We start from the raw sequence: 22,612 nt of genomic DNA, 5'->3' as shown, positions 1-22,612 counted from the left end.
CATTCAGAGCTTTTTCTTTATTATGCACGCCCATTCCATTCATTTTTAATAGTTTGATAGGCTTGAATTGGATTTTCAGCACGAGTAATTGGACGGCCAACAACAATATAATCCGATCCGATATTGCGTGCTTCTTCTGGTGTCATCACTCGTTTTTGATCTCCCTTGGCTGTGCCTGCAGGACGAATACCTGGTGTCAAACAGATGAAATCTGGACGTGTGACACTTTTAATCTTTTGAACCTCATGAGCTGAACATACAACACCATCTAAACCAGCCTCATCTGTGCATTTAGCATAGTGTAGAACTGATTCTTCCAAACTTGTCATAATCATTTGATCATGGTGCATACTTTCTTGGCTAGTGGAAGTCAGCTGAGTGACAGCAATCAAATCTGCAACCTTTTCTCCAGCAGGTGTTCCAGCTATCAAACCTTCTTTAGCTTGCTGCATCATCTCAATCCCTCCAGCAGCATGAACATTAATCATATCTATTCCTAAACGGGCTAGACCTTTCATGGCTGAGCCAACTGTATTTGGAATATCATGGAGTTTCAAATCTAAGAAGACATCATGACCTTGAAATTTAAGGAAATCTACAACAACCGGTCCTTCTTGATAGAGGAGCTCCATTCCCACTTTTACATAGAGTTTTTCGTGATCATCAAAGCGCAGTAAAAAATTTTTTACGTCGCGTAAGCTGGGGAAGTCAAGGGCTACCATTGGTCTTGATTCATGCATTTTCTTTTTTCTCCTTTTTTACTTCTTTACGTAATTCTTCTAAACTTTCAATCCCATACTTATCCATAAGTTCAGGAAGTTCATTAATAATTTTCGGACACACATAGGGATCGGAAAAGTTTGCTGTCCCTACTGCAACCGCACTTGCACCAGCCAGATAAAATTCAAGAACATCTTGAGCAGTCATTACACCGCCCATTCCGATAATCGGTAATTCCACTGCTTGTGCCACTTGGTGAACCAATTTTAAAGCTACTGGTTTAATCGCCGGCCCTGAGAGACCACCTGTAATGTTGGCTAAAATCGGTTTACGAGTCTGCAGATCATAACGCATTCCCATTAAAGTATTAATCATCGTAATCCCATCAGCTCCTGCTGCTTCTACGGCCTGAGCGATTTCTACGATATCCGTCACATTTGGCGAGAGCTTGACATAAAGTGGGACATCCGCTACCTCCTTACAAGCCTTGACCAAATCATAAGCAACTTTCGGATCTGTACCAAATGCTTGCCCGCCATGCTTCACATTAGGACAAGAAATATTGAGTTCAATAGCTTTAACATTTGGTGCTGTCCCTATTTTATCGCAAACAGCTACATAATCATATAGTTCAGAACCGGCTACGTTAGCAATAATAGGTAGCTCAGGAAAGTTTTCATACAGCCAAGGCAATTTATCTGAGAGTACTACATCTAGACCAGGATTTTGCAGACCAATCGCATTAAGCATGCCGGCACTTGTTTCTGCAACACGTGGCGTTGGATTACCATAACGTGGTTTAAGAGTTGTGGCCTTAATCATTATGGAACCCAGTTGATTTAAATCATAATATCGTGCATAGTCCTCGCCAAAACCGAAACAGCCTGAAGCAGGCATAATTGGATTTTTTAGATTCAATCCAGGAAGTTCCACTGCAAGTCGATTCATTATATTACTACTCCATTTCCTTTAAATACCGGCCCGTCTTGACATACTTTTAAAGCATGTTCTGGGTCTTTTTTATCTGGGACAACACAAGCATAACATGCACCAATTCCACAAGCCATACGTGCTTCCATTGACAAATACAAGCGCTCTAAAGTTTCAAACCTTGTTGCTACGGTTTTTAACATCATTGGTGAACCACAAGCATAGACCACGTCTACCTCTTGTTCAAGCTGATTGAATAAATGCCCAACATGTCCTCGAGAACCATAAGAACCATTATCTGTAGCTACTTTTACCTCAATATTAGGGAGCTGCGCGAACTGCTCTTCAAGAATCTTGACTTCCGCACGTGCAAATCCGAGCAAAACCGTAATATTGCAGCCTTTTTTACTAAGCTGCTTCGCTAACTCGTACAGCGGAGGAACACCTATTCCTCCACCTACTATAAGGACTTGATCGTTTTCTGTTACTTCATCAACTGGAAATCCTTTACCTAAAGGACCAAGAATATCCACTGATTGTCCTGCAACCATTTTTGACAAAAGGTAGGTTCCCGTGGTGTTATCACCTCGACGATAGAGTAATGTACACGTTTTTTCCTGCTTATTCCAACTCGAAATCGAAATTGGCCGCCGTAAAAGTAATTCTTGACTGGGAACTTTTAATTGCAAAAACTGTCCTGCCATTTCCATATCATCTACCAAATCGCCTTGCAACACCAACTCAAAAATATCTTCAGCAACTTCTTTCTGACTGACAATAAGCATCTCTTCTTGAAGCTTCATTACTCCTCCTTTTTATAAAACGAATCCATTAGCCAAAGCGTTTTGCAGGTCAAGAGTTCTTTATCCACAATGAACCAGCATATTAAAGCAGAAATAATAACTAATGCTTTACAACTCGCTTTGCTCCTTGCGTATTATCATTCTAATCTGCTAAAGCAGAAAGAATGATAATAAAAACACCTGCAGAGAGGCTGCAGGTGTACAAAAAGCATCTATCATCCTTTTCTCATACTTAAAAGTACGCGAAACAAAGGGGATATAATTTATCGTATCCTTGCTAGCCTCTCTGGACTAAGTTAAAGGTTTTAAAGTATTATAACTTAAATTAAGAGGAATTACAAGAATCAATAAATCCTACTCAAGTTGTAAAAAAATCCTTTATTTCTATGGTATAATGAAAGCGTGTAATTTAAATAAAGACAGGAGAAAAATATGGGTATCATTAAAGCAGCGACAAGTAGCCTCGGAGGAACGTTAGCCGATCAATGGCTTGAAGTCATCGAACCAGAAGATATGTCCGATCAAACTGTTATGACCAAAGGTGTTATGGTGCGCAAGGACGATAAACGTGGTAGCAATCGTAAAGGAACTTCTGATGTCATTACAGATGGATCTGTCGTGCATGTCTATCCTAATATGATGATGCTCCTTGTTGACGGCGGTAAAATCATTGACTATACCGCAGAAGAAGGTTATTATACGGTCAAAAATGATACTGCACCTTCTATGTTTAACGGTGGACTTAAAGAATCTGTTCAAGAAGCCTTCTTTCGTTTTAAATTTGGTGGTGTGACACCTCAAAAACAAGAAGTTTACTATATTAATCTTCAAGAAATTAAAGGCATTAAGTTTGGAACAGCTACGCCTTTACAATACTTTGATAACTTCTATAATGCGGAACTCTTTCTCCGTACACATGGAACATATTCGATAAGAATTACAGATCCTATCTTGTTCTATGCTAATGCCATTCCAAAAAATCAAACACAAGTTGAAATCTCAGATATCAATGAACAATATCTCCAAGAATTTTTAACAGCATTGAATACGTCAATCAACCTCTACTCAGCACAAGGTGAGCGCGTTTCTTTCCTCCCTTCAAAATCTGTTGAACTTTCAAAATATATGGCGGATACACTTGACGAAGAATGGCGCAAACTTCGTGGAATCGAAGTGGTCGCTGTTGCTGTAAGCTCAATCAGTTACACAGATGACAGCCAAAAACTAATCAATATGCGTAACCAAGGTGCAATGCTAGGTGATCCAAGTGTACGTGAAGGCTATATGCAAGGCGCTGTGGCGCGCGGTATTGAAGCAGCTGGAAGCAACACTGGTGGAGCCATGCAAGCCTTTATGGGAATGGGCATGGGAATGAACCAAGCGGGAGATGTGCTTGGTCAGGCCAGTGCCTCAAATCAAGCCCAAATGGCTCAACAGGAAAAGGCAGCGACAAAATCGGAAGACACGTGGACTTGTTCAGCTTGTGGTACAGAAAATGCAGGAAAATTCTGTTCAAACTGTGGTGAGAAAAAACCTGAAGTGCAAGCTAACTTAAAGATCGAAATGGCTTGCTCAGCTTGTAATGCAGTCGTTAATTTAGCTAATGGTGTTCCAAAATTCTGTCCAGAATGTGGACAACCTTTTGTTGCTAAACCTTTATAAAAATCAGAAAAGAGGTAAATTATGAGCCAGTCGAAGGTTCTCACCCATCTCTGTCCTAATTGTGGCGGTCCCCTCTTATTTGATCCTAAAAGTCAAAAGTTTCATTGCCAGTACTGCTTATCTACCTTTACGGAAGAGGAAGTTACTGCCTTTGAAGCCAAACAAAAAGACAAGGGAATTCCAGAAGAAAGTATTCCAGATGTTCCTTTAGAAACTGATGAGGCAGAAACACCGATTGATGATCAGGTTGGACTCTTTGTTTGTCCTTCATGTGGTGCGGAAATTGTGACAGATGCAACTACTGCTTCTACTTTCTGCTATTATTGTCACAATCCTGTCGTTCTTTCAGAACGTCTCTCTGGGAAATTTCTCCCAGAAAAAGTTCTACCTTTCCAGATTGAACAGAAGGATGCTGAAAAAGCTTTCCTCGACTGGGTAGGGAAAAAGAGATTTGTCCCGAAAGATTTCTTTGATAAAAAACAAATCAAGCAACTTCAAGGTGTTTATTTTCCTTATTGGGTTGTTGGTGCAGATTTAGAAGGACAATTGCAAGCACGTGCCAATAGGATACGGGTCTGGATTGTTGGAGATTTAGAATACACAGAAACTAAGCAATACCAAATCCTCCGAGAAGGAAACAGCAACTTTCAAGATTTAGTAAAAAATGCCTTGAAAAAAAATGAACCAGAAAAAATGGTTGGTGCTGTTCAACCCTTCGATTTATCCAAAGCGGTATCTTTTAAAAATCAGTATCTCTCCGGTTTTTTAACTGAAAAAAGAGATATTGAGTATGCAGAAATCAAGGAACGCGTAGATAGCGAATTACGTCAGTATTCCGAAGCGCTCATGCGCGACACAATTCAAGGCTATACTGCTGTAACCAGTGTTCAATCTCAACAAAGCATTAAAAATCTAGAAAGTGACTATGTGCTTTTGCCACTCTGGCTCGTGACTTATCGTCAAAAAAATAGCGATAAACTTTTCTATTATGCAATGAATGGCCAAACAGGTAAAACTGCTGGTATCCTTCCTGTGGATAAAATGAAAGTCGCTCTGGTGGCACTTCTTATTTTCATCACTGTACTTATACTTGGCGTGACTGTGGGGTGGTTTGTCTCATGAAAAAGAAACGAATACTTTTAACACTATTTTTTACAGTAATTACACTCTGTACATTGTTTGCTTTTGTTAAAGATACTTCTGCACAGCAGGTAGGTATTGACGATAAGGCTGCTCTTTTGAGTGGCTCAACACAATCCCTTGAGCAAGAAGCTCAACTGCTTGCAAACCAGACCAAAGCTGGAGTTTTTATAGTTACAACCATGGACGATACTGAATCGCCCAAAGAGTTAGCAGTCAATTATTTAGCACAAAAAGTCGGGCAAGGGAACAACGGTATTGTCTTGGTAATTAATATGTCACAGCGGAAACTTTATATCTGGGCAACAGGAAACTTGAAGTATTACATTACCTCTTCTCGGATTGAGTCGATTTTAGATGTTGTGCAACCTCAATTGTCCGATGGGAATTATCCACAAGCCATAGAGAATTTTTATGCACAAGTGACGCATTATTATGAACAGGGGATACCTGGCGGACGAAAATATACGGTTGACCCGCAAACGGGAGCCGTTACTTTTCATCGTTCCTTCCGTCCTGCTTATATTCTAATTGCAGTTATTCTTGCACTCATCTCCGCTGGTGCCTTTGTTACTGTTCTGGTCTCTCGCTATCAATTAAAGATGGGCGCACACTGGAATTATGGTTATCAAGAGAATGGAAAATTAAACTTATCCAAACAAAGCGATACGTTGGTCAACTCCTTCATTACTACTCGCCGTATTCCTAGAAATAATAACTCTAGTGGAGGCGGCTTCTCTGGTGGCGGAGGTTCTGGCGGTGGACGGAGTTTTTAATAAAACAAAAAGAGCAAATGCTCTTTTTTTATTTTATTATCTTATACTTTCCTGAAGGAAGATTCCCCAATTCATAATTGCCAATCTTTGTACGGATTAAACGTAATGTTGGAAAACCAACATTGGCTGTCATTCGACGCACTTGACGATTTTTTCCTTCTTTGATAGAGATTTCGACCCAGCTTGTGGGTATTGATTTTCGCTCACGAATCGGTGGCGTTCTCTCCCAAAGCCACTCTGGTTCTGAAACTCGTCTAACTTTCGCCGGAAGTGTTTTACCATCTTTAAGCAAAACACCTGCACGAAGTTTTTGAGCTGCTGACTCAGTGAATTCTCCCTCGACCTGTACAAGATAAGTCTTATAAGACTTGGACTTTGGGTCAGTAAGCTTATGATTTAACTTTCCATCATCTGTCAGTAAAAGTAAGCCTTCACTGTCTTTATCTAAGCGTCCTGCAGCATATACATTAGGAACATCAATATAATCTTTCAATGTTTTACGATTTTCAGTATCCGTAAATTTTGTGAGTACGTCAAAGGGTTTATTAAATAGTAATATCATCTCCTCTATTGTACCAAAAGTGGTCCAGCTTCGCACCTGCCATAAAGAAAATGTCACATAAAAAAAGCAGTACCAGTCTGCTTTTTTTGTTTAAATAACATTCATGGTAAATGAGCGGCTCTCCATCACACGGAGGATAGCTTCTGCTGTGTCTAAAGCTGTAAAGAGTGGAATACCACGACTAATTGCTTCCTGACGTATGAGAAAACCATCCGTTTCTTGTGTTGATACGCGTTTGCTGCCCATTGTATTGACAATAGCTTGAACACGCCCCATACGAATGTCATCAATAACTGTATCCTCAGTAGATTCCGTCACTTTACCGACCTCTCGAACATAAAGCCCTGCAGTTTTTAGGTATTGTGCAGTTCCTGAAGTCGCTACTAGTGAATAACCAATATCAGCAAAACGTTTTGCCATCTCTAAGGTTTCTGCTTTATCTTCATCGGCCACTGTAAAGAGAATTGACCCATGGTCAGCCATGTGCAGTTTTGCAGCTTCAAAAGATTTATAAAGCGCCTTTTCTAAGGTTGTATCTGATCCCATCACTTCCCCCGTTGATTTCATCTCTGGACCAAGGAGGCTATCAACTTTTGCCAATTTGCTAAAGCTGAAGACTGGAGCTTTGATGTGGACCAGTTCAGATTCTGGGGCAAGACCTGATGTGTAACCAAGTTCTGCTAGTGTTTTCCCTAAAATCATCTGTGTGGCAAGTTGTGCCATCGGAATTCCTGTAACTTTTGATAGGAAAGGAACCGTACGCGAAGCTCGTGGGTTAACTTCAATAACATAGACTTTTTGCTCGTGGATAACGAACTGAATATTCATCATACCGATGCAGTTTAAGCCTTCTGCCAATCGTTTAGTATAATCCACGATTTTCTCAATAATTTCAGGACTGAAGGTTTGTGGTGGATAAACAGCCATTGAGTCTCCCGAGTGAACCCCCGCACGTTCAATATGCTCCATAATTCCTGGCAACAAAACATCTTTTCCATCACAAATAGCATCTACTTCACACTCTTGTCCAGTCAAATAGCTGTCTACTAATACTGGGTGTTCTGGCGAAGCCTTGACTGCACGGTTCATATAATTACGCAAATCTGCTTCATTATCAATAATTTCCATAGCACGTCCACCTAAGACAAAGGATGGGCGTAGCAGGACAGGATAACCAATTTTTTCAGCATTGGCAACTGCTTCTTCTTCATTTGTGGCTGTTGCTCCCGGTGGTTGTGGAATATCCAAGTCGGACAAAGCCTTTTCAAAGGAATCTCGGTCTTCTGCACGTTCAAGGTCTGCTACTTGTGTTCCTAAGATACTTACGCCAGCTTTTTCCAAAGGTTCCGCTAGATTAATCGCTGTCTGCCCACCAAACTGAACGATTACACCTTTGGGTTCCTCTAAATCGATAATGTTCATGACATCTTCGAAAGTCAAAGGTTCAAAGTAGAGTTTATCCGAAATTGAAAAATCAGTAGAAACCGTCTCAGGATTGCTGTTGACGATAATTGCTTCATAGCCTAAAGCTTGGATTGCTTTAACTGAATGAACAGTCGCATAGTCAAACTCTACGCCTTGACCGATACGGATCGGACCTGAACCTAAAACAAGGATCTTTTCTTTTTCAGATTTTACAGATTCGTTCTCCCAAGCATAAGACGAGTAGAAATACGGTGTGCTACTTTCAAACTCAGCAGCACAAGTATCTACCATTTTGTAGACTGGCAGAATTTCACCATCTTTGCGACGGCGACGTACTTCTGACTCTGTCACATTCCAAAGTCTGGCAATCTCTTTGTCCGAAAAACCATTTTTCTTGGCTGTTTTCAAAATTTCTGGATCAAAAACATTCAGTTCTAACTCTTTTTCAATCTCAACGATATGGAGTAATTTATCTAGGAAGAAAATGTCAATCTTACTTAAAGCCGCAATTTCCTCAATCGGAATACCACGGCGAATCGCTTCTGAAATATAGAAGAGACGGTCATCCTGTGCTTTAATAATTTTTTCGTACAGGAACTCTTCTGTGACTTCTTCAGCACCTTCTAAACGGTTGTGGCTCACACCTATCTCCAATGAACGTACTGCCTTGAGTAAGCTTTCTTCGATGTTGCGTCCGATAGCCATTACCTCTCCAGTCGCTTTCATTTGTGTCCCGAGATTACGATCACCATTTTCAAATTTATCAAAGGGGAGGCGGGCAATTTTAGAGACAACGTAGTCAAGTGCTGGCTCAAACATAGCATAAGTCGTGTTTGTTACCGGATTGATAATTTCATCTAATGTCATTCCGACTGCAATTTTGGCCGACATCTTAGCAATCGGATAACCTGTCGCTTTAGAAGCTAAGGCAGAGGAGCGTGAGACACGGGGATTTACTTCAATCACATAATATTTATAAGAATGTGGATCCAAAGCAAGCTGAACATTACATCCTCCTTCGATTTTCAAAGCACGAATGATTTTTAATGAAGCATCACGAAGCATTTGGTATTCAACATCTGACAAGGTTTGACTAGGCGCGAACACAATCGAATCTCCTGTATGTATACCTACGGGATCAAAGTTTTCCATGTTGCAGACCACAATCGCATTATCTGCCGAGTCACGCATCACTTCGTACTCTATTTCTTTATATCCGGCTATTGATTTTTCAATCAAACATTGTGTCACTGGAGAAAGTTTTAATCCATTGGCAACTACCTCACGAAGTTCTGTTTCGTTGTTGCAAATTCCGCCGCCTGTTCCCCCCATCGTAAAGGCTGGACGGACAATGATTGGGTAGCCAATCTCTTTTGCTTGATTAACTGCCTCCTCAACCGTTGTGGCAATTTCAGATTCGCACAAAGGCTCTCCAATACTTTCACAGAGTTCTTTAAATAATTCACGGTCTTCTGCTCGGTCAATGGCAGTTAATTTTGTACCTAAAAGTTCAACCGAAAGTTCTTTCAAAATACCGCTTTCCGCCAATTCCATCGCCATATTTAGCCCTGTTTGACCACCTAAGGTTGGCAAGAGGGCATCTGGTCTTTCTTTGCGAAGGATTTTGCTGACAAACTCAAGCGTAATCGGCTCAATATAAACTTTATCAGCAATTTCACGGTCAGTCATAATCGTTGCTGGATTTGAATTGACCAAAATAACTTGATAACCTTCTTCTTTGAGCGCTAAGCAGGCTTGAGTACCAGCATAGTCAAATTCAGCAGCCTGACCAATAACAATCGGTCCTGAACCGATAATCATAATCTTCTTAATATCCGTACGTTTTGGCATAGTATCCCCATTTCTAAAATTCCAAAGCAGCTGTGAGATAAACTTTGTACTACTCTCTGACAGACATTTTTCTCATTTCCTAGGAATTTTAAGAAAAAAGCACCTGCCAGAAAAAGCAAGTGCAAAGAAGATAGAGTATTCCCTTTTTATTCAAAAGGATTTAATATTCATGTTCACAACCTTGCTAGCCTCTCTGGACCAGTTTAAAAGTTTTATCTTTAGTAGAATATCATTTTCTAAAGATGCAGTCAAATGAAAACTTTGAGAGCTCTCTTCCTCGAGAGATTTCAGTGAAAAAAACTTGTATCAAAAAACAGTAATAAGATTTACATTAAATAGAAAGCGCCTTCTATTTAATAAATAAAAAGAGAAAAAAGTTCTTTGCTTTTTGAAAAATTATTCTATTATCCCTCTATAAATACAGTATAAACCCTTTATTTTAAATGAAAAATGCTACTTTTAAAATTAATTATAAATTTACAATTAAATTTTTATAATAATATCCTTGACACTTTCCGTAAAAATGTTATAATTAATTCATAAGTAAATTAGAAATAAATAAGATTTTCGACAAGGGGGATAATATGATAAAAATTTATACAGTTGCTGGTTGCAGCTCAAGCCAAAAAGCAAAAAAATGGCTCGTTGACAACGGTGTAGATTTTCAAGAAATAAATCTTCTTACAGATGATATTAAGAAAGAAGACTTTCTTGAAATTCTTGCTTTGACTGAAAATGGTACGGAGGAAATTATTTCCAAAAGAAGCCGTGCATATCAGAGTTTATCATTAGACCTTGAGCGATTTTCTTTAAATACTCTGGTTACAATCATGAAAGAGAACCGTTCCATTTTACGTCGTCCGCTTATTTTGGATGACAAGCGCCTTCAGATTGGTTATAATGACGATGATATTCGAAAATTTCTCCCACGTCCTGTTCGTGAGGTAAGATTGAGCGATATTAGTCGTAAAGTACGTGATATTGTATTAGAACGTGACTTCCATATTCATGCGAGTTAATAAAAAACCAAGACCTCTGAATTCAGAGACTTGGTTTTTTTATTAAGCTTTATTTTTTAACTTGTCTTCATTTTTGATATTATTAAGTGATTGTTTCAAAACTTTAAGTAAACCATCGCTACTATAGATTAAAACATTTGATTTATAAAGTCGAGCAGAGAACAGGAGTATAAACAACATCGTTACAAACATAATCCCCATGGAAATCCAGACTTGTAAATTACTTGCTACACCTGTTGCAATTTGCATTGGCAAGACAAAACTCGAAATAAAAGGGATATAACTTGTCACGGTCATCACGATATTATCAGGTTGAGAAGCAAAAATTACAGAAAGCATGTAACCAAGTAGCCCAATCATTGTCATTGGTGTTTGTGCTTTAGGTACATCTTCAACACGAGAAATCAATGAACCGGAAAGAGCTGCTAAAAATGTAAACAGGAGAATTCCTAAGATGACAATCGGAATTACGAGCCAAAATTGTCCAGTAAACACTTCTTGAAGATTTAAACCGTTAAGGAAGCTACGCATCATGTCATTATCTCTGAAGATTAGATAACCTACCCCAATCTGAACAGCATAAGCAAGAACATTGACTGAGCAGACTAAGATAATCCCCACTAATTTTCCATAAAAATGAGTTTCGGCTTTAACGCTTGAAAGAATCACTTCCATGATACGCGTTCCTTTTTCGCTGGCAATTTCTTGCGCCACAATACTACCATAAGTTGCAACAAAAATCCAAATCATGACAATCAAAACTGTTGCTATCACCTGTCTCAAACCAGAATAATCTGTACCTTGAATTCGATTGCCATCCGCGTCAAACTCAACATGCACAGGCTCTAATTTCGCGGAAGAAAGAAGGTTCGTTTTTTCTTCTGGTGACAAGCCTAATTGAGTGGCAAAGATACTTTGCTGGATTGCTGTAAGTGTCTGTGAGACAGTCATTTGAGTTGCCGTATCAAGAGAACGTGTGGTTTCTAAGGTTGAGCTTATTTTCCCTTGTTCCATCTCTAAAGCTAAAATCGCGCCTACATCTTCATCTTTAAGTTTACGATTTGCCGCTGTTCTGTCCATTACTTCATACTTAATATTGCCTTTAACTTCAGTCAGCGCACTTCCAATTTCCTTGCTTTTTGTCACTACCGCAATACGATCAACATCACCTGCTCCATCATCCGCTACTCTTGCAATCACATAAATAACTAATCCAATGAGAAGCGGGAGAAAGACCATAACTAAAAAGGCAACTGATTTAACATTTTTACGAAAGACTTCTTTCACGATTGTCCAAAACTTACTATTCATGAATATCACCTGCCTTCATTTTGAATATTTCTTCCAAGCTTGGTGGTTGTTGTGAAAACATCTGGATATATCCTGATTGTGTAACATAGTCAAAAACAGCTTTTCCTGCTTCTTCATTTTCTAAAGTTAACTCATAAGTACCATTACGTTCCACCTGTACTTCTTTTACACCTTCTAGCTGAGCTAATTCTTCTTGTGATACCGGTGCTTCAATAAATACTTTGGTCCGCCCAAAACTTTGACGTACAGCATCAACGGTTCCATCCAGTATTTTCTTACCTTCTTTTACCATTATCATCTTATCCACCATTTTTTCGACATTCAGCATATTATGGTCTGAAAAGACAACGCAGACTTTTTGCTCACGTAATTCAGCTACAGCTGTTTTGAGCAACTCTGCATTCACTGGATCTAAACCAGAGAACGGTTCATCTAAAATAACAAGTTTCGGTTCATGGATCAGCGTAGCTATAAGCTGAACCTTCTGCTGATTCCCTTTTGATAATGTTTTAACCTTATCTGTGCGCTTGCCTTTAACCTCAAATTTTTCCATCCAATAATCGATTTTCTCATCGATTTCTTTTCGCGTTTTGCCTCTTAGTTGACCAAAGAAACGCAACTGAGTTTCTATACTATCTTTAGGATAAAGTCCTCTTTCCTCTGGTAAATAACCAATAATGTTATATTCATCACTAGAGAGCGGCTTACCATTCCAGAGCACGCTTCCTGAATCTTGCATCAAAAAATCCAATATTAATCTAAATGTTGTTGTTTTTCCCGATCCATTTTGTCCAATAAAACCTAAAATTTCACCATCTTCAATAGTAAAACTCAGATCATCAACAGCAACAAGTTCTCCGAATGTCTTTCGGAGATTTTTCACTTCGAGCATCCCTTCCTCCTTAAAATTAAATGATAATCGTTTAACTTAGTATACCTTATTAAGTAGATATATTGAAGTAAAAACCTTATCCTTTCCTAGTTAGAGGTGAAAAATTAAAAAAGAAGCAAGTTCTCCTTGCTTCTTGTGTCTACTTTTTTACTAAGGACGGATAAAGCTCACGCCGGCTGTTGAACATTCACGTTCAGTCCCCCAACCACCGTTAAAGTTGCCTTCTTTGACTCTCATCGTAGAGCCAGAAACAGAGATGACTACTGCAACGTGTCCAACACCACCGGCACCCTGGTTTCCTGGTGGAAAGACAGCAATAGTTCCCGCTGCTGGTCCACTGTTTGCGTAACGTACCCAGTCTGCCGCATTACCTACATATGTTGGAATTGCACCACCAAAGTAATCCCAAACATAAGCCGTACATTGTCCAGCTGGATATGGATTCGTCGTTGAAACTGGTGGTTTAGGATCTGTAATTGGCGGCTTAGGTTGCTCAATTTCAGGTTCTACAGTTGGATTGCCTTCATCAACAACTGGCGGCGCCACTGGAGCTGGTTTGTTTTCCACTACAGTTTCTTTGACCTTTTCCTGTTGGGCTACCACTGACTCTTGTGCAGCTACTTTTTGAGCTTGAACAGCTTCTTGTGCTGCTTGCTCAGCTTCAGCTTTTTGAGTTAACAATTCTTGTTTTTTGCCTTCTTCAGATGTGATTGTGGCTTGGTAATTAAGTTGCGCAACTTTAAGTTGTGCTTCTTGTGTTGCCAATTCATCGGCCTGAGTGCTCAACTCTTGTTGCAAGCGCGTAACTTCCGCGTATTTTTCCATGTTATCTTTGAGTTTCGCTTGAACATTCTTTTGATCTTGTTCTTGCTGTTCAATCATTGCCTTATTGGCACCTGCAACAGTCGACATAGCTGTGATTTTTTGAATGGCATTGGTTAAAGATTTAGAATCCAAAATTGCTGAAATATAATTCGTTGCTGAACCATCAGTTTGAGCACTTCGTGCTTGTGCTTCTAATGCGTGACTACGTTCTTCAATATTCTTATCCAATTCACGAATCTGTGTAGACTGCGCTTTTTGCTGTTCTAACAGCTTTTCTATCTGTTCTTTCATTGAAGTTTGCTTAGCTTTTAGAGCCCCTACTTGGGTCCCAACTGCTTCAACTTTCGCTTGTGCCAAACTCGCCTCATCCTTCAAGTTTGCAATCTTTGAGTCCTGTGCTGCTAACTTATTTTCCGTTGAATCTGCTTTTACAGCAGCTAAGGGAGCACCTGTAGTCAGGACAACCGTTGAAATCATTAGCGTCATAATTAATTTCTTTTTCATAAATTTTAAATTTACTTCCTCTAGGTTTTCTTGTTTGAACATTACTATTGTATCACAAAACCTTTTATTTTTGTTACAGAAGCTGCTTATCGCGTTACATTTAAATTACCTATTATTGCACCGGCGTAACTTGTTTTTAATACACTATATAATTTAAAGAAACAAAAAAAGCTCCAAAATAAGGAGCTTTTAAATAAAAGGGCGTTAATTAATATTATAGTTTTGCAAGAACTTTATCAACAAAGGCATCAACTTCATTGATTTGTTCTTTTGTTAAATCACCACCAGCAGGTGCGAAAAATGTCATACCTTGCATGTTTAAATGCAAATCAAAAGATTCTTCATTAACTTTAATGCCTTTGTCTTTTGCTGCTGCAGTAATTTTTTTAATTGCAGATTCCAAGTGACCCGAAGTAGAAAAGGCAACAATTTGTTTGATTTTACCACTGTCTAAAGCTGCCAAGTATTCCTTCATGTCTTTTGTTACAGAAGCAAACCAAACACCTGCTCCAAGAAACAAGACATCTACTTCCTCTTCTAGAGGTTCAGAGATTCGTTCTGCTTTCACATCAATTTTTTTCGCAATTTCATCAGCAACTGCACGTGTATTTCCACCTCGTGAAGCATATCTTACTGCATATTTCATCTTAATAATTCCTCCTTTGTTCCTTCACTTATAGACTATCATATTTTGTGAAGTATGTGAAATTTCTAGCTTATAAATTTCGTGGACTTCATCATATTGCTGTAGTTATTCCAAATAAAAAAGCTTTTCCTTGAAAAGCTTTTTTATTTACTTATTCTACGTCTCCCTTTTGGCTTCACTCTTTTATAGGATGAACGAGACAGACGCGCTCTTTTATGTTCTAATTTCTTTCTACCTGCTTCGCGAACTAATACGAACTCAGGCAATTGATTATATTTCATGGAAAGTACGAGCCCTAAACCAATAATATTACTGATCAATGCCGAACCACCTTGTGAAATGAACGGTAAAGGAATACCCGTCAATGGGACCAAGCCAATCGCTGCTCCAATATTTTCAAAGACATGGAACAGAATCATCATAATAATCCCCGTGGATATAAAGATATAGAACTGGTTATTGGATTGAAAAGTCACCCGAATCATACGATAAATCAAGATGAAATAAAGTAAAATGACAAAAGTTGCACCGACAAAACCAAAATCTTCTCCGATAACGGTAAAAATCATATCTGATTCACGGACTGGTACGTTGACATTTGCCACTCCAAATCCATGTCCAAAGAGACCGCCGACACCGATAGCAATCAAAGCACGAGATTGTTGAAGTGAGAATGTCTGTGTGTACTCAAAGGGATGAAGCCAAGCTAAGAAACGATTAACCTGATATTGGCTGAAAACAGTTCCTAAGAGCTCTTGTCCCTTAGGATTCATCACCATAGCTATAACACCCACGGCGACTAGGATAGCTATGAGGAGGACAGGCAAGATAATTTTCCAAGATACCCCTGAAACAAGAATGATTCCCGCTGCAATCACAAGGAAAACCATAAAGGTACCAAAGTCTTTTTGTAAAGCTGCAAGAATAGCAATGGGCACAGTAGCCAAGCCAATTTGTCCAATTAAGATAAAATCATCTTTAAGATAACGTTTTTTCAGTTTGTTTTGAAAGGAAACGACAATCCTTGCTAAAAACAATATATAGGCTATTTTCATGAGCTCCGAGGGCTGGAAAAGATTGGTGTTATGAAAGGCAACCCAGTTCTTTGCACCTGTCAGCTCATACATCGAAGGGCTGTAAAAGAATATGGGCAGCACCATCAAAATAAGACCAAAACCATACAGAACCGGCGTAAGGTTCCAAAGCAGCCTCGAGTCCATATGCATGACAATTAAGGCTAAAATAACACCGACAACAATCCAAGTCCCTTGTTGTCCAACCATCTTAACCGCTTGTGTCGGATAATCATGACTTACAGCAACCCAAATGGCATAAAGACCGATAACTGTTAAAAGAAAAGCTGGTAGAATAAGCGCATAGTCAATACGACTGTCAAAAGTTAGCTTATTTTTAGGCTGCTTTTCCTTTTTATTTATTGTATTTGTTTTATTATTCAAAATGAAGCTCCATCACTAGAAAGTCTATAGGCTCTATTATACATTATTTATATAAAAATGGTTGCTTTCGCAAAACCATTATTGTTTGTTATTTAAAGTTCTTCTTAGAACAAATTTCCAAGTAAGTTTCCACCGAAGATTAAAGCATACGAATAGAATAAAATCGGTAGTGGCTTACATAAAATCATCACCCAGTTAAAGAATTTCCAACTCATACGAGTCTGACTCGCAATGAGAACCAAAGCATCATCAGGCGCGATTGGTGAGAGAATTAAAAGTAGAAAAGCGATATTAAATCTCTTTTGCCCTTTTTCGAGCCAAGCCATATACTTGTTGTAGGTTTTCTCTTTGACAAAGACCTGAACTAAGGACTGTCCATACTTTCGACCAAGATGGAAAAGTATCACTGAACCAACAACTATCCCGACATAATTGTAAACAAAACCCCAGAAAGGTCCAAATATTAAGACCCCTGCTGCAATTGTTAATCCTCCCGGAATAATCGGAATAATTACTTGAATAATTTGCATACAGAAGAAAATTATCGGACCAAGCAAAGCATGCGCTGTTACTAGACGTTTCAAAATTTCTTGATCTTGAAAAGCCCCGAGATGCCAGAGGTAAACACTACCAACAATAGTAGCAATAAAACCCAAAATTGTAATCACGTTAAAAACTCGTTTGGTATATTTTAAGACATTGTTGTTCATCTTCACCTCGTGTGGATTTAGTTTGCTCTTTCTTTCAGATATTTTTCGCCTTCTTCAATCCAAAGTTCTCTTTTCTCAGCTAAACTTTTAAAGCCAATCTTATTACGAGAATCTGTGAATCGTTTTTTACGATAAAAGTAATGATTTTGTGGATTTTCTTCGAGACTGCGAATGGAGAGACTGACTTTACCATTGTACTCATCAATATCTATTATCTGAGCTTTTACATGTTGCCCTACTTTGATAACTTCTCGAATATTTTTGACGAAACCTGACTGAACTTCAGAAATATGAATCAAGCCTTTATGTTCAGTATTTTGACGGTCCGCAAACTTTACAAAAGCACCATAATCTTGGAGCCCGATTATCTCAGCAGTGACTTTATCACCAATTTTTACGGATTTATCAATCATTTTATTTCTCGATAATTTCAATATTTTCGATGACTACATCGTCAACTGGACGATCTTGCATTCCGACACGTACAGCGGCAATTTTATCTAAAACTTCAAATGATTTTTCATCTACAAGTTGGCCAAATACTGTGTGACGCCCGTCCAGATGCGGTGTTCCACCTTGAGTGTAGACTTCAGCAACTTCTTCAGGCCATCCACCATCAATCAAGGCTGATTTTGGATAAGGGAGGTTTTGGTTTTGAACAATGAAGAACTGGCTTCCATTTGTATTTGGTCCAGCATTGGCCATTGACAAGGCACCACGAATATTGAACGCATCTTGTGAAAATTCATCTTCAAATTTTTCACCATAGATTGATTCACCACCCATACCTGTTCCTGTTGGGTCGCCACCTTGAATCATAAAGTCTTTGATAATACGGTGGAAAATAATACCATCGTAGTATCCTTTTTTGCTGAGTTCAACAAAGTTTTTAACAGTTTTTGGAGCAAGCTCGTCAAAGAGTTTCACAGTCATATCCCCATGATTAGTATGGATGATTGCTGTTGTTCCATCATATGCTTCAAGATTAAGTTGTGGGTAAGTCATTTGTTTCTCTTTTCTAAATTTTATCAAAAATCTCGTAGATGAGACTTTCATTTTTGTAAGTTTAATCGATGAGTTGAAGTGTACGCAAAGCTTTTAAAATACCATCTTTCTGTACTGTATCCGTGACATAGTCTGCTTTTTCCAAAATGAGAGGATGTGAGATTTTCATAGCCACCGAAAGTCCAGCCAAATCAAAAAGCTCCTTATCATTAAGCTCATCGCCAAAATTCATCATATTTTCTGGTGCAAGACCGAGATATTCTAATACTTTCATACAACCATTGGCTTTGCTCCCTAAAACCGGAACAATATCGGAAGAATTCGGGTGCCATCGTACCATTCTTACTTTTTGAGCCAAACGTTGAGGCAGTCGAAGTCTTTGATCATGCTCAGAGATTGTAAGGAGTTGAAAAACATCATGCTCTTTGTAGTAATCTGGTTTAACTTCGAGTACGCCATAATCAGCTGGAATAACGCTCTCAGTTAATCCTTCCCATTTTGAAGCTTTTAAGTTCTCATTTCCTACAAAAAGATATTCAGCACCTTCACTCTTTAGCCAAGACACTATTTCATCAACTGTTTTTTTGTCCAAGGGATTTTTGTAAATAATCTCCTGCGCCTGGTTTTGCACCAAAGCACCATTAATCGTTACAAAAAAATCAGGATTTAAATTGCGGATTTCAGGGAGAACATTATAGTAATTTCGTCCTGTCGCAATACCTGTTTTTATTCCTTTTTGGCGTAAAGTTTCAAAGATAAAGGGTAAGCTTTCGGGGATATAGCCTGTTTTTAGGTCACGTAAAGTATCATCAATATCGAAAAAAATAATTTTGATTTTTGAAGCTTTTTCGATTAAATCTTTCATGACTCTATTATACCAGATATAGGTTATTTTCGCTATTGTACATACAATTAGGGATGATGATTTCTACTTTTTAAAATTTTTTACTGATCGACCAGTTTGTGTTGGATAGCATAAATTGTTGCTTGCGTCCGATCATTCACTTCTAATTTATTAAAGATGTTAGAGACATGTGTTTTAACTGTTTTAAGACTTATAAATAGTTGATCCGCAATCTCCTGATTAGAAAGCCCCTGGGCTAATATTTTCAAAACTTCCATTTCTCTTTTTGAAAGATTGTCATACAATTCAGGTTTTCGATGCTTTTGTTGATTGATTTTTTCTTTAACCGCTCCCGACAAAACATCTTGCCCGCTCGCAACTTTACGGATAGCACTGGCAATTTCGGCAGCCTGAGAAGTTTTGAGAATATAGCCTTTTGCCCCAGCAGCCAAAGCTGGAAAGACTTTTTCATCATCTAAAAAGCTCGTCAAAATCAAAATCTTCTGTTCTGGCATTTCCGCTAAGATTTTTTGCGTCGCCCCAATGCCATCTAGACGGTCCATAACCAAATCCATCAGAATGACATCTGGTTTTAAATTTTTTGCTTTAAGATAGCCTGATTCGCCATCCGCTGCCTCTCCTACGACTTCAATATCGGGCTGAATATTCATAAAGCTAGAGAGCCCTAAGCGGACCATTTGATGATCATCAACAATTAATAATTTTATTTTATCCATTTTTTCCTTTTAACTTCTTATTGGTTCACTTGTGGAATGCGTATCTCGACACTTGTACCTTGATTTGGCGCACTAATAATTTTAACATCCCCACCGAGCAAAAGCGCGCGCTCTTTTATATTGACCAGACCATAGCTGGCTGATTTACTGTCTCGTGTATCAAAGCCGACACCATCATCTGCTATTCTAAGAATAATATTGTCATACTGCTCTTTTAGAACAACTTCAATATTATCAGCTTGTGAATGCCGTAGTGCATTGCTCAGAATTTCCTGTGCCATACGGAAGAGGTTATCTTCAATGTTAGATGAAGCTTGAATATCACTGAGTTTCACATTAATATTGGCGGATATCTTTGCTTGTAATTCATCCGTCAAGGAATTTAAACCTGCCGAAAGGGACTTGCCGTCCAATTCAATAGGTCTTAAATGCAACAATAAGGCTCGCATCTCATTTTGTGCTTCATGCAATATTTTTAAAACTAAACGTGTTTGCGTCAAAATTTGATCTTGTGTGAGATTAGAGTTTTCAGCTTCGCTACCCGTTACAGAAGAGAGAATCATCGTTGCGGCAAAAAGTTCTTGACTGACCGAATCATGAAGCTCACGTGAAATACGTTTTCTTTCCGTTTCCACAATTTCGGCTTTATTTGCCGATTTTTGACTTGAGAGTTCTTGCAGTTCGACAGACATCTCTTTTAAGCGCAAATGAAGAGCCTTCAATTCTGGATGCTCCGGTTCTTGATTTTGACTCACACGCTGGATATCTTCATAAAAATCTCTCTTAATTTTGCTGTTTTCCAAAAAATTGAAAAAAGTAAAAACTAAGGCCAATAATCCTGCTACCGAGAGAAAAATCCAGATCCCATAAAAATTATTCGCAATCTCGCCCATAATACTGGCTGTTGAAACACCGCTCGTGATTGAAAACAATAGCACATCAACCAAAACAATAATGATAAAAAGGACGGTAAAGGTTTTAATGATTGATTTCTTCATCCTTTCACCACCTCAACATTTCCTGTTTCAACCTGGAGTTTAATACGCATCCGTTTTTGCGTATCTTCTGTCATATCTGAGAAATAACGAAAATTTACAGGGTTAATTTCGGTCTCTTCATCAAAAATCTTGACAATGCCATTGTGTACCGTAATTTCTAAAGCTACGGCAACATCTTCCGGCACGATAATTTTAGTATTTCCTGCTGATTTTTTAATGCTCAAGCTGTTTCCTTCAGGCCTAAAATTGACATCGTAGAGATCAATCACATCATTTCCATTTGCCCGTGTGATGTCTTCCTGACTCTCCGCATAAGCTTGGCTATAAGAAGAATTTGGCATCGTGTAGGCTTGCCTTTTCCAAAAACTAATCCCAACCAAAAGAGGAAAGAGAAGAGCAAGCCAAAACCATCCAGCTGTCAAGAGCATTACTGCAAAGAAAATCCAGAGCACAGCTGTGACAGGACGGAGAAAGGTTATTTTACGTGACAATATACTGAAAGATATAGCTAAAGCAAGCAATACAAGAAAGTACGGTGATTTTATAATATGCAAAAGCAAAGCAACTATGATACAAAGCTCTATAACAATAAATGTTTTTATCCGTCTATTCATACCTCTATTCTACCAAAAAAAGACCGCTCTATGCTCGGTCTTTGGTCTTATTTTGAAATTTCTATTTAGCGAATACCTAAAGCGATCTTTTGAATAAGCTTGTCTTTGACTCCTCTTTATGAAAGCGTTACAATTATTATATAGAAAAGAAATTTTATGGTTCCACAATTAATCAAAGCAGAATTATTGGCAAATTTTAGAATAAAGTTAACTTTTGACAATAACGAAATTCGTTTTCTTGGAACAAAGAAGTCTAATAATTTTATTGAAGAAAACAATATCTTAAAAAATATGTCTGCCGCTTGGGGAGCTAGTCTGTCACCACTTGCAGGGCCCAGCCAGAAACTAGAAATAAATAAGGATGGAAGTTTATCAGTAGAAAGTTATACATTATCACCGGAGGAAGTTTATCGGATAAGCGTATCTAACCTGTCTGAACTTACACTTTAATTTGATTACTTTAGATACTTTTCCTCACTCAACTTCTGTCCAATATAGATAGAAGTTTTTTTAGTCACCTTGTTTGTGCAATGCTAACAATGAATGATTTAAAAATAAAAATACTTTATCTTTTTACAAAACAAAAGAGAATCCTAATGAATTCTCCTGTAATGCTTTTTTGAGTAGATTAGCGAATACCCAAAGCGATACGCGCATATCGGCTCATTTTATCGATCGTCCACGCTGGTATATTTTTGAACTTTTTTTATTGTTGTTATATCAGTGATTATAGACTACTGTACTTTCAAAGCCAAACAATAAATAGCTTGGAATGTATACTAAATGTACCATAAAGAAATTTCTAAAGACTCTTTTAATTCTTGCCACAAATTGGTTTAAAAATCTCATTCAAATTCAGTATCATCAATTCAATAGAGTCAATTAAGTTTTTAATTTTTTTAAATCAAAGTCAGTTTGTTCTGGCACTGTTGTTACTTTATCACTATTTTTCCATATAAAAATGAGTGTTTGACTTTCATAACAAAAAAGAGAGTGTTTCTCTTTTTTATTTGAAGTAAAATTATTCTTTTATTATCTTCTTGTATAAGTATTCTATAGTTAAAATAATACATACACTACCCTGTAATTTTTAACTTTATAAAAATTGGATAAGTTTGCTTTCAAAAACTTAATCCCCCAAAAATAATATGTACTACCTATAAGATTTTACAATGATAGTC

At 38.1% G+C, this 22,612-nt stretch carries 22 protein-coding genes; 5 read left to right on the top strand and 17 right to left on the bottom strand.

What is annotated here, in order from left to right; genetic code table 11:
- Window positions 1-20: 20 nt before the first annotated feature.
- The 3 genes from pyrF to P3G65_RS04300 are packed head-to-tail and all read right to left on the bottom strand — an operon-like array spanning window position 21 to window position 2,453.
- Window positions 21-740 (bottom strand): orotidine-5'-phosphate decarboxylase, encoded by a 720-nt coding sequence (pyrF, locus tag P3G65_RS04310; protein ID WP_019291647.1) that lies wholly within the window; start codon window positions 738-740, stop codon window positions 21-23.
- The gene (locus P3G65_RS04305) at window positions 733-1,668 is read right to left on the bottom strand and encodes a dihydroorotate dehydrogenase (protein WP_019291648.1); all 936 of its coding nucleotides are present in this window, start codon (window positions 1,666-1,668) and stop codon (window positions 733-735) included. The genes pyrF and P3G65_RS04305 overlap by 8 nt, the downstream gene beginning before the upstream one ends.
- Complete coding sequence (locus P3G65_RS04300) at window positions 1,668-2,453, bottom strand: dihydroorotate dehydrogenase electron transfer subunit (RefSeq protein ID WP_019291649.1); 786 nt, start codon at window positions 2,451-2,453, stop codon at window positions 1,668-1,670. The genes P3G65_RS04305 and P3G65_RS04300 overlap by 1 nt, the downstream gene beginning before the upstream one ends.
- Window positions 2,454-2,885: 432 nt before the next feature.
- Between P3G65_RS04300 and P3G65_RS04295 the strand changes: the two genes are divergently transcribed.
- The 3 genes from P3G65_RS04295 to P3G65_RS04285 are packed head-to-tail and all read left to right on the top strand — an operon-like array spanning window position 2,886 to window position 6,031.
- Window positions 2,886-4,115: an SPFH domain-containing protein gene (locus P3G65_RS04295; protein WP_019291650.1), complete on the top strand. Its 1,230-nt coding sequence runs from the start codon at window positions 2,886-2,888 to the stop codon at window positions 4,113-4,115.
- 21 nt (window positions 4,116-4,136) lie between these two features.
- A complete protein-coding gene (locus tag P3G65_RS04290) occupies window positions 4,137-5,237 on the top strand; it encodes an ATP/GTP-binding protein (protein ID WP_019291651.1) in 1,101 nt (366 codons plus the stop codon).
- Window positions 5,234-6,031 carry a YgcG family protein gene (locus P3G65_RS04285; RefSeq protein ID WP_284071340.1) on the top strand — a complete coding sequence of 266 codons (798 nt, stop codon included), beginning with the start codon at window positions 5,234-5,236 and terminating at the stop codon, window positions 6,029-6,031. Before P3G65_RS04290 ends, P3G65_RS04285 begins: the two co-directional genes overlap by 4 nt.
- Before the next feature lie 28 nt (window positions 6,032-6,059).
- Here P3G65_RS04285 and P3G65_RS04280 read toward each other — a convergent pair whose 3' ends face one another.
- Window positions 6,060-6,593, bottom strand: a complete 534-nt coding sequence (locus tag P3G65_RS04280; RefSeq protein ID WP_019291653.1) for an rRNA large subunit pseudouridine synthase E — start codon at window positions 6,591-6,593, stop codon at window positions 6,060-6,062.
- A 90-nt stretch (window positions 6,594-6,683) separates the two neighbouring features.
- Window positions 6,684-9,869, bottom strand: coding sequence for a carbamoyl-phosphate synthase large subunit (carB, locus tag P3G65_RS04275; protein WP_284071339.1), 3,186 nt, complete (start codon window positions 9,867-9,869; stop codon window positions 6,684-6,686).
- Between the two features lie 584 nt (window positions 9,870-10,453).
- Here carB and P3G65_RS04270 point away from each other — a divergent pair.
- Complete coding sequence (locus tag P3G65_RS04270) at window positions 10,454-10,888, top strand: Spx/MgsR family RNA polymerase-binding regulatory protein (protein WP_019291655.1); 435 nt, start codon at window positions 10,454-10,456, stop codon at window positions 10,886-10,888.
- A 42-nt stretch (window positions 10,889-10,930) separates the two neighbouring features.
- On the opposite strand, the gene P3G65_RS04265 is transcribed toward P3G65_RS04270, so the two are convergent.
- The 12 genes from P3G65_RS04265 to liaF form a co-directional block, all read right to left on the bottom strand.
- Window positions 10,931-12,199, bottom strand: coding sequence for an ABC transporter permease (locus P3G65_RS04265; RefSeq protein WP_019291656.1), 1,269 nt, complete (start codon window positions 12,197-12,199; stop codon window positions 10,931-10,933).
- Window positions 12,192-13,091 (bottom strand): ABC transporter ATP-binding protein, encoded by a 900-nt coding sequence (locus P3G65_RS04260; RefSeq protein WP_019335314.1) that lies wholly within the window; start codon window positions 13,089-13,091, stop codon window positions 12,192-12,194. The genes P3G65_RS04265 and P3G65_RS04260 overlap by 8 nt, the downstream gene beginning before the upstream one ends.
- A gap of 150 nt (window positions 13,092-13,241) precedes the next feature.
- Window positions 13,242-14,420 (bottom strand): CHAP domain-containing protein, encoded by a 1,179-nt coding sequence (locus P3G65_RS04255; RefSeq protein WP_019291658.1) that lies wholly within the window; start codon window positions 14,418-14,420, stop codon window positions 13,242-13,244.
- Between the two features lie 214 nt (window positions 14,421-14,634).
- Window positions 14,635-15,066, bottom strand: coding sequence for a flavodoxin family protein (locus P3G65_RS04250; RefSeq protein WP_004258465.1), 432 nt, complete (start codon window positions 15,064-15,066; stop codon window positions 14,635-14,637).
- Between the two features lie 143 nt (window positions 15,067-15,209).
- Window positions 15,210-16,523: an FtsW/RodA/SpoVE family cell cycle protein gene (locus tag P3G65_RS04245; protein ID WP_284071338.1), complete on the bottom strand. Its 1,314-nt coding sequence runs from the start codon at window positions 16,521-16,523 to the stop codon at window positions 15,210-15,212.
- 104 nt (window positions 16,524-16,627) lie between these two features.
- The gene (locus P3G65_RS04240; RefSeq protein ID WP_019291660.1) at window positions 16,628-17,233 is read right to left on the bottom strand and encodes a TVP38/TMEM64 family protein; all 606 of its coding nucleotides are present in this window, start codon (window positions 17,231-17,233) and stop codon (window positions 16,628-16,630) included.
- A gap of 17 nt (window positions 17,234-17,250) precedes the next feature.
- Window positions 17,251-17,646, bottom strand: coding sequence for a CvfD/Ygs/GSP13 family RNA-binding post-transcriptional regulator (locus P3G65_RS04235; RefSeq protein WP_019291661.1), 396 nt, complete (start codon window positions 17,644-17,646; stop codon window positions 17,251-17,253).
- A gap of 1 nt (window position 17,647) precedes the next feature.
- Complete coding sequence (locus P3G65_RS04230; RefSeq protein ID WP_019291662.1) at window positions 17,648-18,238, bottom strand: peptidylprolyl isomerase; 591 nt, start codon at window positions 18,236-18,238, stop codon at window positions 17,648-17,650.
- A 61-nt stretch (window positions 18,239-18,299) separates the two neighbouring features.
- Entirely contained in the window at window positions 18,300-19,103 is an 804-nt protein-coding gene (locus P3G65_RS04225) for a Cof-type HAD-IIB family hydrolase (RefSeq protein WP_019291663.1), read from the bottom strand.
- Window positions 19,104-19,183: 80 nt separating this feature from the next.
- Window positions 19,184-19,819: a response regulator transcription factor gene (locus tag P3G65_RS04220; protein WP_004258491.1), complete on the bottom strand. Its 636-nt coding sequence runs from the start codon at window positions 19,817-19,819 to the stop codon at window positions 19,184-19,186.
- Between the two features lie 17 nt (window positions 19,820-19,836).
- Window positions 19,837-20,817 carry a sensor histidine kinase gene (locus P3G65_RS04215; protein ID WP_019291664.1) on the bottom strand — a complete coding sequence of 327 codons (981 nt, stop codon included), beginning with the start codon at window positions 20,815-20,817 and terminating at the stop codon, window positions 19,837-19,839.
- A complete protein-coding gene (liaF, locus tag P3G65_RS04210; RefSeq protein WP_019291665.1) occupies window positions 20,814-21,431 on the bottom strand; it encodes a cell wall-active antibiotics response protein LiaF in 618 nt (205 codons plus the stop codon). The genes P3G65_RS04215 and liaF overlap by 4 nt, the downstream gene beginning before the upstream one ends.
- Window positions 21,432-21,587: 156 nt before the next feature.
- Between liaF and P3G65_RS04205 the strand changes: the two genes are divergently transcribed.
- Complete coding sequence (locus P3G65_RS04205) at window positions 21,588-21,881, top strand: hypothetical protein (protein ID WP_019291666.1); 294 nt, start codon at window positions 21,588-21,590, stop codon at window positions 21,879-21,881.
- Window positions 21,882-22,612 lie beyond the last annotated feature (731 nt).

The organism is Lactococcus sp. bn62 (assembly GCF_029492705.2).
Taxonomy (GTDB): Bacteria; Bacillota; Bacilli; order Lactobacillales; family Streptococcaceae; genus Lactococcus; species Lactococcus petauri.
Note: the sequence above shows the minus strand (reverse complement) of the source record. Positions and strands in the feature narration are given on the sequence as shown.

Bases quoted from the DNA above. Each gene is read 5' to 3' on its own strand.
- P3G65_RS04270 (WP_019291655.1), top strand. From the start codon at position 10,454: ATGATAAAAATTTATACAGTTGCTGGTTGCAGCTCAAGCCAAAAAGCA.
- P3G65_RS04290 (WP_019291651.1), top strand. From the start codon at position 4,137: ATGAGCCAGTCGAAGGTTCTCACCCATCTCTGTCCTAATTGTGGCGGT.
- P3G65_RS04295 (WP_019291650.1), top strand. From the start codon at position 2,886: ATGGGTATCATTAAAGCAGCGACAAGTAGCCTCGGAGGAACGTTAGCC.
- P3G65_RS04230 (WP_019291662.1), bottom strand. From the start codon at position 18,238: ATGACTTACCCACAACTTAATCTTGAAGCATATGATGGAACAACAGCA.
- P3G65_RS04280 (WP_019291653.1), bottom strand. From the start codon at position 6,593: ATGATATTACTATTTAATAAACCCTTTGACGTACTCACAAAATTTACG.
- carB (WP_284071339.1), bottom strand. From the start codon at position 9,869: ATGCCAAAACGTACGGATATTAAGAAGATTATGATTATCGGTTCAGGA.
- P3G65_RS04215 (WP_019291664.1), bottom strand. From the start codon at position 20,817: ATGAAGAAATCAATCATTAAAACCTTTACCGTCCTTTTTATCATTATT.
- P3G65_RS04300 (WP_019291649.1), bottom strand. From the start codon at position 2,453: ATGAAGCTTCAAGAAGAGATGCTTATTGTCAGTCAGAAAGAAGTTGCT.
- P3G65_RS04235 (WP_019291661.1), bottom strand. From the start codon at position 17,646: ATGATTGATAAATCCGTAAAAATTGGTGATAAAGTCACTGCTGAGATA.
- P3G65_RS04285 (WP_284071340.1), top strand. From the start codon at position 5,234: ATGAAAAAGAAACGAATACTTTTAACACTATTTTTTACAGTAATTACA.
- P3G65_RS04225 (WP_019291663.1), bottom strand. From the start codon at position 19,103: ATGAAAGATTTAATCGAAAAAGCTTCAAAAATCAAAATTATTTTTTTC.
- P3G65_RS04250 (WP_004258465.1), bottom strand. From the start codon at position 15,066: ATGAAATATGCAGTAAGATATGCTTCACGAGGTGGAAATACACGTGCA.
- P3G65_RS04305 (WP_019291648.1), bottom strand. From the start codon at position 1,668: ATGAATCGACTTGCAGTGGAACTTCCTGGATTGAATCTAAAAAATCCA.
- P3G65_RS04255 (WP_019291658.1), bottom strand. From the start codon at position 14,420: ATGAAAAAGAAATTAATTATGACGCTAATGATTTCAACGGTTGTCCTG.
- P3G65_RS04260 (WP_019335314.1), bottom strand. From the start codon at position 13,091: ATGCTCGAAGTGAAAAATCTCCGAAAGACATTCGGAGAACTTGTTGCT.
- P3G65_RS04240 (WP_019291660.1), bottom strand. From the start codon at position 17,233: ATGAACAACAATGTCTTAAAATATACCAAACGAGTTTTTAACGTGATT.
- P3G65_RS04220 (WP_004258491.1), bottom strand. From the start codon at position 19,819: ATGGATAAAATAAAATTATTAATTGTTGATGATCATCAAATGGTCCGC.
- pyrF (WP_019291647.1), bottom strand. From the start codon at position 740: ATGCATGAATCAAGACCAATGGTAGCCCTTGACTTCCCCAGCTTACGC.
- P3G65_RS04205 (WP_019291666.1), top strand. From the start codon at position 21,588: ATGGTTCCACAATTAATCAAAGCAGAATTATTGGCAAATTTTAGAATA.
- liaF (WP_019291665.1), bottom strand. From the start codon at position 21,431: ATGAATAGACGGATAAAAACATTTATTGTTATAGAGCTTTGTATCATA.
- P3G65_RS04265 (WP_019291656.1), bottom strand. From the start codon at position 12,199: ATGAATAGTAAGTTTTGGACAATCGTGAAAGAAGTCTTTCGTAAAAAT.